General features: G+C 34.7%; 7 protein-coding genes. All 7 read right to left on the minus strand.

Annotation, left to right across the window (positions count from 1 at the left end; translation table 11 throughout):
* Nucleotides 1–93: 93 nt before the first annotated feature.
* Nucleotides 94–1497, minus strand: a complete 1404-nt coding sequence (locus tag B0A81_RS01970) for a glycoside hydrolase family 140 protein (protein WP_089056491.1) — start codon at nt 1495–1497, stop codon at nt 94–96.
* 172 nt (nt 1498–1669) lie between these two features.
* On the minus strand, nt 1670–4819 hold the full coding sequence (locus B0A81_RS01975; protein WP_165768025.1) for a DUF6298 domain-containing protein: 3150 nt from the start codon (nt 4817–4819) through the stop codon (nt 1670–1672).
* Between the two features lie 240 nt (nt 4820–5059).
* Entirely contained in the window at nt 5060–6766 is a 1707-nt protein-coding gene (locus B0A81_RS01980) for a thrombospondin type 3 repeat-containing protein (RefSeq protein ID WP_089056449.1), read from the minus strand.
* 55 nt (nt 6767–6821) lie between these two features.
* Nucleotides 6822–7511: a DUF3826 domain-containing protein gene (locus B0A81_RS01985; RefSeq protein ID WP_089056450.1), complete on the minus strand. Its 690-nt coding sequence runs from the start codon at nt 7509–7511 to the stop codon at nt 6822–6824.
* Between the two features lie 188 nt (nt 7512–7699).
* A complete protein-coding gene (locus B0A81_RS01990; RefSeq protein WP_089056451.1) occupies nt 7700–9409 on the minus strand; it encodes a polysaccharide lyase in 1710 nt (569 codons plus the stop codon).
* 86 nt (nt 9410–9495) lie between these two features.
* Nucleotides 9496–11508: a RagB/SusD family nutrient uptake outer membrane protein gene (locus B0A81_RS01995; protein ID WP_089056452.1), complete on the minus strand. Its 2013-nt coding sequence runs from the start codon at nt 11506–11508 to the stop codon at nt 9496–9498.
* Nucleotides 11509–11529: 21 nt separating this feature from the next.
* Entirely contained in the window at nt 11530–14748 is a 3219-nt protein-coding gene (locus tag B0A81_RS02000; RefSeq protein ID WP_089056453.1) for a SusC/RagA family TonB-linked outer membrane protein, read from the minus strand.
* Nucleotides 14749–15287 lie beyond the last annotated feature (539 nt).

A 15287-nucleotide genomic window follows, 5' to 3' on the forward strand; every position in this document is an offset into this window, starting at 1 on the left:
TGTTTGATCTGCAAAATCTGCGAGAGTTTTATAATTCTCATTTTTTTCATTTCGATCCCGAGGCTTCGGGATCGAAATGAAAAAAATGTGTGGTTACTTTGACTTCAAAATTAAAACCCAATCATTTCCATCTTCTTTTTTGCCTGAAGGCTGAAAATTTTGAGTTCCTTTATTATCTATTAATCCAATTTTTGTTTTTTGTCCATTTCTTGGATTATACCAAGCTGCTTCAACTTTTTCTCCTGCGATTTTACCCATATTTACTTCAATTTTTCTTCCGTTGTAAGTATAAAGTAAGGCATACTTTTCTCCTTTTATTGCAGGAATATAATCGTACTTTTCTCCCTGATTGGCAATTAAAGAAACATCTGGAACTCCTTCTAAAAATGGAACTTCTTCCATTAATTTCTTAATATAAATCATCTGTTTTGCTCCGGGCGCATTAATTGCTGATGTCCATAATTCTTTGTTTCCGTACGCTGGATTATCACCTTTTCTGAATATTTGCATTACTGCATTATGTCCGTATGTGTAACCTGCACCGCCAGATAAAACAGACCAATATCCGTAACGGCGTACATCGCTTGCTGTCCATTTTGGTTGTAAAGTATCATGTAAACCGTGTGGAATTCCTTCGTAAGATGGCTCTCCGTCAAGTGTTGGTTTTGTTGGTTTTAATTTGAAATCTCTTAGAACGAATTTGTAATTGTCTTCTTTAAAATTCGTTTTTACCGAATCTTGATCGTATCTTCTGTGTCCTGATTGGAACATATTAAAATCTAACCACTTTTCATTATGATAATTCTCTGAAGAATCGGTTCTTCCAAATGGGTGAAAAGTCACTAACTGATTTGGATTGTTGGTTTTTAAAGTATTTCCGATCGCATTCCAAATATCCATAAACTCATTTCCGTGTGTGTCTCCACCGTTTAACCAAATTATATTGGTTCTATTTTTATATCTATCAGCCAAGAATTTAGCATATACAATTGCCTGCTCTTTGCTTACTTTATTTCCTTTTGAAACGTTTGTTCCCCAAACTGGAACCATCGCCAAGTAAATTCCATTTTTCTGAGCTACATCTAAAGTATAATCTACGTGATCCCAGTAATCGTATTCTTGTGCACTTTTGAAATCATTTCCGGCTGTAGTCAATGGTTTTGAAACATCTTCGTTGATTAAAGCTGCATCGCCATAAACGTTAACTGCATTTATATTATGCAAAACCATTACCTGAACGACATTAAATCCTTTGTCTTTTCTGTCTTTAAAATATTTATCAACGCCTGCTCTATCTAGTTTTCCGAATGCCAGCCAACCAGTGTCGCCTAACCAGAAAAATGGTTTTTCGTTTTCGGTAACAAAATAATGCTGATTTTTAGAAACTTTGATTTGAGGCAGAGATGCTTTTGTTTTCGCAGATTGCGAAAATCCGCTTTGCGCTGTCAACAAAAAACTTAAACTTAGGACGAATAAATATTTAATTTTCAGATTCATTTTGGTTTGTTTTTGAATTGTTTTTTTATTTTTTTTGCCACTCCCGATAGCTATCGGGATCACTGATTTAATAGATTTCTCAAGCTTTGTCTTAATTTTTTTTCACGCAGATTTCACAGATTTGGCAGATTTTAATCTTTTAATCCTTTTAATCTGTGAAATCAGTGGCTAACTATTTTTTCACTACAAAAAGCACTTTTTCTTTTATTTCGGTTTGTGGAATCGTTACTTGTTTTCCTCCACTGATGTTGGCTTTTTTCGTTATATTTCCTGTTGAAGTGTTGATGGCAAATACTTCAAATGTTCCTTTTTCATTTGATAAATCGATTGTAATATCTTGGTCATTTTTCAGATAAAAAAGATAACTTTTTCCTTTGTTTTCCAATTTCCAAACATTGTCTGAAAACGTGTTTCCGTCAACTAATTTCATTTCGCTTAAAGCGGCATAAAACTGAGGCAGTTCGATTCTTGGAATGTTTGGCAATGAAGCGCCCGCCATTAAGGCCGGCCATCCAAATCTTGAAGAACCATCTGTCGAATATAAAATGACTTTATCCAGATATTTTTCGCGATATTCACGAACGGCACGATAAACCTGATTGTCGGTTTCTTTTCCTGTTTTTAGTTTTCTGGCGTGCTGTCTTGGCGCTAAATTTACGCCTCCTTGTGGTGCGTAAGCAGATCCGTCTTCTTTGTAATACCAATAACGAATATCGATTACATCAACTGTTCTGGCTCTTTTTGCATCGTTTAAAATGGCATCCTGAACATCTTTTGTTGCGCTTAAACCAATTAGACCTTTTTTACCAGTTTCATCTTTCCATTTTTGAGCTTCGTCTAACCAGAATTCCATAAAATGAAGCGGACCTGTATATTCGGCACTTGTTAACTGAATTACATTGCTGTTTTCCTGAAAATTCTCGAAAGACTTTCTAATGAAGCCTTGGTGTAATTTTCTTCTTTCGGCATTTGTAACGTCGTAAAACTGCTCTGCCATAAAAATACGTTTGTCTCCTGCGTATGGCGGCGGTTCAGGAAATCCTGTGTTGTTGACATTGTTTGCCGAACGCCAAGGTGAACTTGCCCAATGCGCTCCAGCTTCTAAAATATTATGCTGAAAATATTGCTGATTGATTAGCAATTGTCCGTTTGGTTCTGCAAGCGTTGCAAACTGCGCCAAACGTGTCCAATACCAATCGTTGAATTTTGTTAAATCGTATTTGCTCAAATGATCCCAAGCTAAATCTTTTCCGCTTCTTGCGAAAGGCTGTTCGTAAAACGGAGGCCAAACATCATCGTCGATTCGGCGAACGCGTTCATGATCGTCCATTCTTCTGTCGTACCATAAACCGTAATTATGCTCTAAAGCAACGATATTATTTTTGGTTAAATAATCAACGGTTTCCTGTACTTTATCAGTCAATCCGTTTCCTGTTCGTCCAGGTACAAAACGAGTTAAATGTGGTGTTGATTTATTTACGAAATCATCGGTTAAATCACCTCTCCACCAAGCTACATTGGTTTGTTTTCCTGCAATTACTTTTCCTTCAAAAGTTAACCAGCCATTTTCTGTTGTTATTTTAGAAGTTGATTTATCTGTTTTATTTGGAGTAACTTTTAAATCATTTGCATTTTTTAAACCTGTACTATTTGTACTAATTGGATTTGCTTTTGAAGCTTCTGCAATCCATTCTTGTAGACTTTTTGCTGTTGTTACAGAGTTTTTAGTCAATTCTGCTGCAACTTCAATACTTGGACTTGAAGATGGTTCTGAACCTAAATCATAAATAAAAGGCTGAACAGGAAGTTTTCCTAATCTGGTTTCTAACTGCGCATAAAATAAACTTCTAGGGCTTATATGTCCGTTTACGTCTTTCCAATGTCCGTTTCCTCCAAATTGTCCCCAAACTCCAAAAGCCCAGTTTTGTGCTGTTGGCGGACTATAACATTCAACTTTTGATGCTGATGATTCCCAAATTACAGAATTTGCTGCTGTCCATCCCGCACCTCTTCCACCTTGTTCTCTGTTATTGTAGCTTAATGCTTTTCCGTCAATATTGGCGATGTCAAATAAAACTCCGGTTGCCCAGCTTCCAATTGCGCCGCTATTTTCGAATGGCAAATGTGATTCGCATTGTACGAACGCATTTGGTCCTGTTGTTCCAAATCCGCCAACAGCAAAATCATGATATCCAAATTCTGAATAACAGCGTTGGAATAAAGTCTGTTGTCCTTCTGTATAAAATGTATGTCTTCTAAAAGAAGCAATTTCAGAAATCGGTTCTGTTGCTATACAATCTTCAACAGTAATTTGCTGACTTGTTTTTAAAACCGTAATTGCTCCGCCTGCAAAATGCTTGAAATTAACTTGTTTTACCCAAGCATTTCTCGTGTTTTCAATGCTGATTGCCTGCCAGCGATGTTCTTCGTCTTTTAAATTTGAAGGATTGTAAGTTGATTTTATTAAGATATTTTCAATTCCAGTATTTTCAATTCTTCCTGCCCACGAATAAACGGTTACTTTTGAAGTTCCAAAAGCATCATCCAATGCCATTGTAATTGGAGTATTTACAGTTACTTCGTTACCGTTGATTTTGGTTACTACGCGATTCCAAGTTGTAATCCAGTCTCCTTTTTTCCAGCCAATCCATGAAGTTTCTCCACCGAAATCCTGCATCTTAACTTCTTTAATAAAATTATCTGTTAAAGGTTTGCTGATTTCGATTTCGTCGCCGACTTTTAATTTTGATATATTTTTTAATTGAATTTTCTGCGTTCCAAGTGGTGTATATACGTTTGCGAATTCAAATGAATCTTTATAAACTTTATCGTTTACGCCCAAAATTCTAATTAAAGCTTCTCTTTCTAATCCTGTTCCTAAAAGTACGGTTCCGTTTTCGGTATTTCCACTTCCTCTTAAAACAACTCCTGATTTTTTGATGTATAATGTTCCGTTGATCTTAAAAGTTCCTTTGTCTAAAAGAACGGCTCCGCGAAAACCAAATTTATCAGGTTTTAGAGCACTTACATAATCAATGGCATTTTGGATTTTTTGAGTTGCGTCTTCTTCTTGTTTAGAAACGAAAATTTTGTTTTCCAAATTCGGAATGGCAGCTTCAGAATTTCTATATCCTGCAAAAGAAAAATCTGGAATTTGGTTTCCTAGATTATCGGTTGTGAAAGAAAGTTTTCCTTCTTTGGATTTTACTATATCAGGGAAATTGTTTTGGGCTGTGATGTTGATACTGAAAAACAAAGAAATACACATTAAAGAAAATGTGTTTTTGAAAGAAACGATATTTTTTAAATGAGTAAAATTCATTCTTTTTAACTTATTTAGAATTCTAGAAAATAAAATTACAAAATCCTTTTTTCACAATCTTGTCATTTCGACGAAGGAGAAATCTTCGTTGCTAAATCCACAAAGATTGATATACTTTACGGAGTTTCTTGCGAAGATTTCTCTCCCGAGGCTTCGGGATCGAAATGACAAACTAGATTAATATATTACATTTAAGAGACCTAACAGATTTTAAAAACCTGTTAGGTCTTCATGCTTTTACTATTGTAATAATGATTTCAGCTTCGCTAAAGTATCCGTGTTATTTTCTGCTTTCGTCCAATCAATTTTACTGTTTGGATCTATTCCGTTAAAATATTTCTCGATATTTGTGTATCCGTCTCCATTTGAATCTTTATTAGCATCTGAAGCATCATTCGGATTTAAACCAAATTTCTTCTCCCATGCATCAGGAATTCCATCATTATCTGAATCTTTATAGGCTTTTCCTTTATAAGTTGGGTATCCTCCAACTTGGTCCGGATGTGTAATAATTCCTTTTTTATAAGAGTCTGCTGGTAATCTTCTTTTGATAAACTCTTTTCCGATGTTGTTTTCTAAACCGTCTTTAACTTCGATTTTCCCAGTTCTAACTTGTTTCAAAATTCTTTCGTCAACAGCATCTCTTTTCGGAATTGTCGCTCCAACATTTGTCAAAACATATTCGTATGCTTCTTCTGCTTTCATAATTTTAAATGCAGGCATTGAAAACGGTTTTGGCTGTTTGATTGCGGCTAAAAACTCTTTAGTTTCAGCTTCGGGAAGACTTTCCAATTGTACTCCGCCATTCCAGTTATCGGCTGTTACTTCTGGAGAACCTACAATAAAGTTTCCTGAAACATAAGCTCTTCCATATTGTTTTGGTTCAATATATCCTGATTCAGGTTTTACTATTCTATACGCAATAGGTTCATTTTCCGGCGTTACTGGACCTGGTTTAAAATAGTTGTTGATGATATTCAACATCGAACGATAATCTCCTCCGTCAAGAGTACGATTCCACCAATTAAATACTACGTTATTCACAAAATTAAAATCGCCATGCATTCCGATAGAAGCATTTCGAGAAATATTGTCTGCCCATAAATTACGCATAAACGTACTATTTAATCCACCAATTGTACTTCCGAAAGCATGATTATAAGTATCTAAACCTTCTGACGAAATAGTGTTTTGAATAGTGATATTACAAGCTGGTAATTTTTCTAGTTTTGATTTTGAATTAACTGCAAATTGGTGTCTGTAAAGTGAAATATTTTCGTCTAATCCCCAGCTTACAGAGCAGTGATCAATTATAGTGTTTCCAATTACATTTCCTCCCAAAGCATCATCTCTTCTTGTTACTTCGGTTGCACCACGTCTAAAACGCATGTGACGGATAATAACATCATGCGTATCAATTTCTAAAGTTTCTCCTGCAATACAAATTCCGTCGCCTGGAGCGGTTTGTCCCGCAATCGTAACGTATGGCGCACGCATGCTGATTCTCTTTTTCAATTGAATGATTCCCGAAACATTAAAAACAATAGTTCTCGCTCCAACTGCTTCACAAGCTTCACGAAAAGTTCCTTTTCCGCTGTCTTCTAGACTTGTTACAACAAATATTTTTCCACCGCGACCGCCTTGTGTAAATGCGCCGCCTCCTTCAGCTCCTGGGAAAGCAGGAATATCTGCCACTACAAAATCTTTTGGGTAAGAAGCCCAAGGTAAATAAGGCTTTCCTTGCTTTGCTTCTTCTTTAATAATGTGGTAATTGGTATTCCAAATTTCGTTCAGTCTTTTTTCTTCGTCAGCTAAAAGAGCATCTGCTTTTTCTTGAACAGGTTTTGGAATTACGGGATATTGTGCATAAGCCGATGACACTAGAGAACAAAATGACAGTGTCATAAATGTTCTTTTTAAAGTACGGTTTGGGAAAAAATTTTGCATTGAATTGTATGTGGTTGTAGTTAATAGTTTTTGGTGCAAGTTTTTAAACAGAAAATTATTCTTTCGAAGTAGAATCTTTTACTTTATTCTTCTCTCTTTCTTCAACACGTTTATGCCAGTCAGCACTTTCTTTGTTTAAATCGTAACCTTGTTTTGATAAATAGTTATTGATTCTTCCTTTGTATTTACCAAACCAGCCGTGTTTTTCTTTAGATGAACCACCGTCCATTGCATGTTCTCTGGCTTCAACTAAAGCTTTGTAGATATACTCTTTTTGTTCTGCTGTTAAATTTGGAAGCATATCATTGTAACCTGCAACTGTAATAGGAAGCACACCGTATGTCATTCCGTCTTTAACTTCTGTGATTTTATCCTCTGATAATTCTTTACTTAATTTTTTGATATACGATTTATGCAATTTTGCAATTGATTCGTCTGCTTTTGCTTTTAGTTTATCAATTTTCTCGTTTTGCTTTTCTTTAGCCAAAGAAGTATCTTCTTTTACTTTTTTGATTTCAGCATCTCTCCCATCTTGAATTTCAGTTAAATCTCTGAATTGCTGAGCGATTATGTTCGAAACTGCTTTTTCTTTTGCTTCGTTTTTTAAATCTAATTTGGTAACGATTTTTGCAGCTCTTTCATTAGTAACTTTTACATATTCAGGATCTAAATGCTGTTGCGCATTTAAAGTTGAAAATGCGAAAACCAGCGATAATAAACCAGCATTTATTTTATTTAGTGCCATGAGTTTTCTTTTTTAGCATAATTATTTTAAAGACATAGAAACATAGTTTTTTGTAACGTTTAAAGACGTTTCACTTATTTTAAATACACAGATTAAGCTATGCGAAAGAAATGTATTTCTCATTTTTATTCTTTTAATAAAGCTTTAAATCTATGTTTCTATGTGTTAAATAATTCTTTCTGTTTTTCTTATTTTAAATCTAATAAAGGTCTAACTAAAGTTTCTTTGTTATTAGCTAAATCTTTCCAGTTTACTTTTATTGCAGGGTTTACACCATTTATGTAATCTTCAATATTAGAATAACCATCTCCGTTTAAATCTCCTTTTGCATCAGATGGATCGTTTGGATTTAAACCGTATTTTTTCTCCCATGCATCCGGCATACCGTCTTTGTCTGTGTCTACATAAGGTTTTCCTTTGTATTCTGGATATCCTCCTACTTGAGAAATATCTGTAATAATTCCTTTTTTATAAGAATCCATCGGTAAACGTCTGTGTTCGAATTGATAGAATTCTTTTTTCTCTAATCCTTTTGCATATTCTGGAACTCCAGTTTTTACTGTTCTTACGATTCTTTCGTCAACTTTATCTCTAATTGGTAATGTTGCTCCAACATTTTTAAGTACAAATTCATAAGACTCTTCCGCTGTCATAAATTTGTTAAACCAAGGCATTGGGAAAGGTTTATCTGTTTTCATTTTAGCGAAATACTCTTTTGCTTCGTCATACGTCATTAATTCACCTTTTTTATTCTCTAACTGAATTCCGCCGTCCCAGTTGTCTTTAGTCACTTTATCGTTACCATTAACAACATTTCCGTTTACGTAAGCTCTACCAAAAACCATGTATGGTAATTTACTTCTTCCAGATTCTGGTTTTAGGATTCTATAGCTGATTGGCTGTGTCAGATCAGTAACTGGTCCTGGTTTGTAGAAATTGTTGATGATGTTGTAGTTTGCTGTATAATCTCCGCCATCTGTAGATCTGTTGTACCAGTTGAAAACCACGTTATTTACGAAATTGAAAATTCCGTTCCAACCGATAGAAGGGTTTCTTCCGGCATTATTCGCCCACATATTTCTCATGAAAGAGCAGTTTTCTCCACCTAAAGTACTTCCGAAAGCGTGATTGTAAGTATCTAAAGCTTCTCCGAACAAACTGTTTTGGATTGTAATATTTACTGTTCCAACTTTAATATCTGGATAACCTGGTCCTGGATTGTACATATGTCTGTAGATTGACATGTTTTCGTCTAATCCCCAAGTTGCAGAAACGTGATCTATCATGATATTTCCAACAGGATTTCCTCCGATAGCATCATCACGACGACCTACGAAAGTTTCTCCACGACGGAAACGTACGTGTCTGATAATTACATCGTGCGTATCGATCCAAGTTGATTCTCCTGCAATACAAATACCATCTCCAGGAGCTGTTTGTCCTGCAATTGTAATGTAAGGCGCACGAATAATTAATGGGCTTTTCAATCTGATAATTCCGGCAACATTAAATACCACTATTCTTGCTCCTCCTTTTTCACAAGCTTCACGTAACGTTCCTGGTCCGCGGTCTTCAAGACTAGTTACGGTGTAAACGTTTCCACCGCGACCACCGAAAGTAAACATTCCTCCACCTTCAGCACCTGGAAAAGCAGGAATTTCTGCCTGAGGTAAATCGGTTGGTCTTGCTGCCCACGGAATATACGGTTTTCCATGTTTTGCTTCTTCTTCAATAATAACTAAAGCTTTTTCCCAAGCTTCATCTGAAAGTCTTTGGGCTTCTTCTTTAATTGCTTTTTCCTGCGCTTGAACTTCCGGACTTATCTTTGGATATTGAGCAAAACATTTTGCACTTCCCAAAAAAAGCAGAGCTGTGATAAATAATGCGGAATTTTTCATGTTATTTTCTAATTATGGTAATTCTTTTTAAACAAATCACCTGTATTCTTGAAATACAGGTGACTGTTTTTTTGTATTATAAACTATTATTTAAGTGGGTCAAATGATCCGCCCCATCCTTGAGTTTGTTCTAAATATGGAGAAGAATCTAATAATGATTGATAGATTCCGAAGAAATAGTATTCATTATACCATGTAAATTTCCAATTGTTTGTAGTTGGATCTAAATTGTCTCTTTCTACAATTTTAAAATAATTGGTATACATATAATCTAAATACGCATCAAAATTGGCTAATGTTGTTCCGTTTATTGTTACAGGAAACGAAGCTGGTTCTCTATTAAGAACAGGTGCATTACCAGTTGCTACATAAAATGGATCACCAGTTCCGATGTAGTTTGTTCCATCAGCTTTCTTTGCTACGATGTAATAAGCTGTTCTTCTTGTTCCATTCAATGGCTTAACTCCAAGTCTTGATGTAGTTGCACCTGCATCAAAAAGTTTCCAACGTCTTAAATCATAAAAACGTTTATTTTCGTATGCAAACTCAATTGTTCTTTCATTTAATACTGCTGCAAAATGCTGATCTCTTGAACTTACTGCAGCCAGACCATAATGTCCGTCACCGTTTGTAATTCCTGCACGAGCTCTAACTGATTCAATCAAAGTTTTTCCTTCTGCCAAACTACCTACACCAATTGCACTTTCAGCTAAATTCAAAACAACTTCGGCAAAACGCATTTCCATATAATCAATTCCACTGTTCAAATATCCTGCAGAACTGCTTGATGCTTCGTTTGTTGCTTTTCTAAGATAAATACCACTAGAGTTAGCTCCTAATGTCTCTGTAAATTTATCAGGATTTGGTGCTGCAGTTGTTGGTGCTTTACTATACCAGCTGTAAGTCCATTGTTTAAATGCTGTATTTTCAGCATATTTCCAAGTTGCACCATTGTATGCAAAAGTTTTATAAAACCTAGGATCTCTATTTTTATAGAATAAAACAGGATTGTAAGCAGGATTTCCAACTATACTTTTTCCATCTGCCATAGGAAAAACGTCAACCATTTGCTTTGTAGGCGAAATAGTTCCATTTCCTCCTGATGCTTTAGATCTTACTGCTCTTTCCCATCCATTATTTTTTTGAGCATTTACTATTGTAGAATTGTTAAATCCAAAAACGATAACTGCTTCAGGATTTCCTACTTCTGCAAGCCACATATTTCCCCATGCAGTTCCATTTGCTGTTCCTCCAACTGAGAAAAGCCCTTTTCCATCTGCTTCTAAAAGCGTTTTTGCTTCAAGATTTGCGTCATAGGCACGTTTCCATCTTTGTGCGTCATCTGTTGGATTAAAAAGCGGACTTGCCCATGTTAATAATACTCTTCCTTTAAAAGCTGCTGCTGCGCCTGCTGTAATTCTACCCCAGTTTGCACTAGTCCATTTTACATCTTTCAATAACTCTTTTGACTTATCTAAATCTGATACAATTTGTTCGATACATACTGATGTTGGGCTTCTAGGAATTTGAGAAACGGTTGATCCTTCATCGATAATAGGATTTTGAGCGGTTAAAACAATTGGCACACCACCATATAATTTTACCATTTCATAATACTGATAGGCTCTCCAAAAATACATCTGTCCTTTTAGTGGATTTTTGTCTGCATCGGCCATTCCATTTTTATCAATTTGCTCTAAGAAGATATTAATCTGTCTTAATCTCGTCCATGTATTATTTGCAATACTTGAAGAAACTCTGCTTCCAATATATGGAAGGCAGTTTGCATTGTTTGGAGAAATAGTTGCCCAAATTTTATTCCAGTTTACTTCGCCTGTTAACTCTTCTGTTGTCTGCGAAAAATCGTCATTTCCACCAGCCGCTAAATCCCATGTATTAACTGCTGCATTATTTCCCGGCAAAAACAATCCATAAACATAATCAACATATCCAGTAGCTAATGAAGGAACTTTAAATACATCTTCATTTACACCGTTAAAATCTTTTTTCTCTTCAAGAAAATCATCATTACAGCTAGCCAAAGATAAAGCTGCTAAAACTGTAGTTAAACCTACTATTTTTATATATTTTATTTTCATAATATCGTATTTTATGAGTTATTAGAATCCTAAATTAAGTCCCAAAGAAATTGTTCGTAAAGTAGGATAATCTAAGTAACTACCGTTAGCTTCCTGAAAACTATATGGATTATAAAGATTAAAAGGATTAAGTGCCACAAGATTAAACTTACAGCTGTTCATTTTAAGAGCTTTTAAAGCGCCTTCTGGCAATGCATAACTTAATGTTATGTTTCTACAAGCGATTCTAAATGAATCAACTTCCCAAAATTTAGATGCAACTGAGTTTATAGATTCAAAAGCTGGATTTGGCATTGATCCGTTTGGATTAACTGTTGGATCATATATATCATTCCAAATTGAAACTGTATTATCTACTATTTGCGGAATTTTAGTTTTTAAAGATTTTCTTGCTTGACTTCCAATGTCGCTCCATCCATTTCCAAACGAAGCATTAACAACTGTATTCAAACTAAATGATTTGTAGGCAAAACGCAAAGTAGTTCCGATAGAATATTGAGTATTTGCTTTTGAAGCCAATTGTACTTGATCGTTTACATCGATAATACCATCTGGAGCAGCAAATTTTCCATTTCCTAAATATGCACCTCTTACATCTGAGTAATACAACATTCCTGGTTTAAGGTTTGCTACTGCTGTTCCAAATACCGAAGTAATATTATACTTACTCACATAAGCATTTATATCCTCCTGAGTTTTGAACATACCTATGTAATCATATCCCCAAACTCCATTGTCTGATGAATATCCAGGTTTAGGATTCCATGGTTTTAAGATGTCCTCATCATTAAAGTCTCCTTTAATAACCTTATCTCCAGACCATCCAAAACGTAAATCAATTCCATAACTTGTGTCTTTACCAATTTTATCAGACCAGCCAACAGATAACTCATAACCATATGTATCTACAGAACCATAGTTTTGTGCCGCTACTGTTCCTCCAATAGTAAAAGGAAGATTACCAGTTTTGTTTAATAGCAGATTAGTTCCTACATTATAATACGATTCTGCTGTAACGCTTAATCTATTATTTAAAAATCTTGCATCAACACCAAAATTCATTTTAAGCTCATCACTCCAAGTTGCGTCAGGATTTGGAGAAGCTTCCATTTTCCATCCATTTGTCAAATCTGAATTCCCTCCAAAAACACCACCTTTGTAACCTTGAAAAGTATAACGTTGTCTCCATAACCACGCCTTAGTATCATCTTTTCCTAAAAGACCAACAGAGTATCTTACTTTAAGAAAATCTATAACTGAAGATTTAAAAAAGTCTTCTTTAGACATTACCCATCCAACAGATGCTGAATAAAAATTACCCCAATAGTTTTCAGGAGCAAACTTTGTAGAAGCATCAGATCTAAATAAGAACTCTGCCAAATATTTATCATCATATGCATAGTTTACCCTTCCAACATATGATAAAGATCCTGATTCACTTTTTGTAGTAGAACCATCAATTGGCCCAGTCGCAGTATTAAACTGTCCATTTGTACCTTCAAGAACATTTGATTTAAAAACAACCTCATTGTTAGATGTTGCTTCAGATCTTTCTATTGCAAATAAACCGCTTACGCTATGTTTTCCAAAAGTACGATCGTAAGAAAAATTCAAATTATACTGTTGAGATAAATTTGTTGTATTCGAAAAATACAAACGATTTCCGTTATCATAAAATTTTGATCTAAGCGGTGGTGTTGTAATATCGTCATTATAAATATGTCCATTAGTTCCCAAACCTGTAAATTGATACAAAGTGTATCCAGTACCAACTTGAGTTCCACGACCACTGCCCATAGTTCTCGCATATGCTCCTCTAGCCATTAATCCTTTTACGAAAGGAAATTTGTACTCTGTGTACATATTAATGGTCATTGTAGTCGCTGTAGTTTCAGCAAGATTATTTAAACGTTTGATTTCGTTATAGTGATAACGTTGATTTCCATCGTTATTATTTGGAAGCTCCATTGGCAATCCATTTACATAATTTGGAATGTAAGGTACGTGCATCAATAATTTATTGTAATCATTCTCTTCAACCTCTCCTCCAATTTTATTGAACGTTTTAGTCTGATCTGAGTAAAAACCAGACAACTGAATTCCAGCTTTCCAATTACTTGATAATTTAATATCAGTACCTGCTCTAAAATTCCACTTTTCATAATCTAGAGTACTTAAATTACCATTTTGTTTATAGTAAGAAACTCCAGCAAAATAAGTAGCTTTATCTGTTCCGCCACTCACATTTAAGTTCTGTCTTAAGTTAAAAGAAGGCTTCCATTCGTCATCTAAATACGTATTTTTTAGAGTCTTGAAATATTCTAATTCATCATCTGAAAAGAAATACTGAGGATCTGTAATAGGCTGATTGTAACCATTAGGTCCATTCATTATATTCACATACTTTCCAAATTCATAAGCATTTAACGTTTTTGTCTGGTACGTTTTGTCATTGACACCATAAGAACCACTATAAGTAAATTTTGGATCACCTTTTGTACCTCTTTTTGTTGTTACTAAAACTACACCTTGAGCAGAACGTGCACCGTAAATTGCAGCAGCAGCATCTTTCAAGAATGAAATACTTTCAACCTCAGAGGCATCTAAGTTATCAAACAAAGTACTGTCGTTCAAACCTTGTGCATCAATTTGTAACACACCATCAATTACATATAATGGATTAAGATTTCCACCATCTTTTGCTAATGAATAAGGCTGACGAATAGTTAAATTTGATTTTGCTCCAGGTCTTGTTGATCCACCTGAAACTCCAACTCCTAAAACTCGTCCTTGCAAAGCAGTTCCTAAATCACCAACAGGCAAATCTGAAATTTCACTCATCTTTGCGGTCACTACTGAACCCGTAAGATGGCTTTTCTTTTGACTTGCATATCCTACAACAACGATGTTTTCTAATTGATTTGAATCTTCTTCTAATTTCGCATCAACTACTGTTCTTCCTGAAAGTGGTAATTCCTTCTTTTTCATTCCAATAAAAGAAAAAACCAATGTTCCTCCAGCTTTTACTTTAATCTGATACTGCCCATTAAAATCTGTAGTAACAGTATTTTTTGTAGACTTTTCAGTTACGTTTACTCCAGGCATTACTCCTCCTGAATTATCTGTAACCGTTCCTGTCACGGTTACAGTTCCTTGACTGTTTGTTGTTTGAGCATAACTCAGCACACTCATCAGTGTAAACAAAAGAAAACTACATCTTTTTATAAGTGCTTGTTTCATAAATGTTTTTGTTTTGGTTAGGTTATTATTTAATGTTAGTTAGTCATGTTAAATGTGCCTCTTTATTTCTCTAAGATTCTAATGAAAACTTAAAGCGATAAAATTAAATGTTAAAAACACATTTATTTTTTTGTATCCCAAAAATATAACGATGATACATTACAACCGTCCTGCACTATCCTGCTTTAATGGCATTATCTAAAAAAAAGGAACTCAAAAAAACAATATTAATAAAAAATAGAAAGAATAAGTGTGCGATATCGAAAATTTAGGCAATATGTTTACGCATAATTAAATAGAAAGATCGCAATTTTAAGAAATACAGCAGAATCTTTATCAAAACTAAAAATTAGCTGTTAATTTTGCAAAATAAGACTGTGAAGCCTTGAATTTTAAAGCGTTAACTTTACACTTATAATTCAAATAAGAAGTTTTTACTTATCTTTAACAAGAGATATTAGCGTAATAAAACTTACAAATATTGCAGCTTAAGGGTTTTGAATATTCCTTAAAAATTTCACAAAAAATATTTTTTTTTT

The organism is Flavobacterium plurextorum, from assembly GCF_002217395.1.
Lineage (GTDB): Bacteria > Bacteroidota > Bacteroidia > Flavobacteriales > Flavobacteriaceae > Flavobacterium > Flavobacterium plurextorum.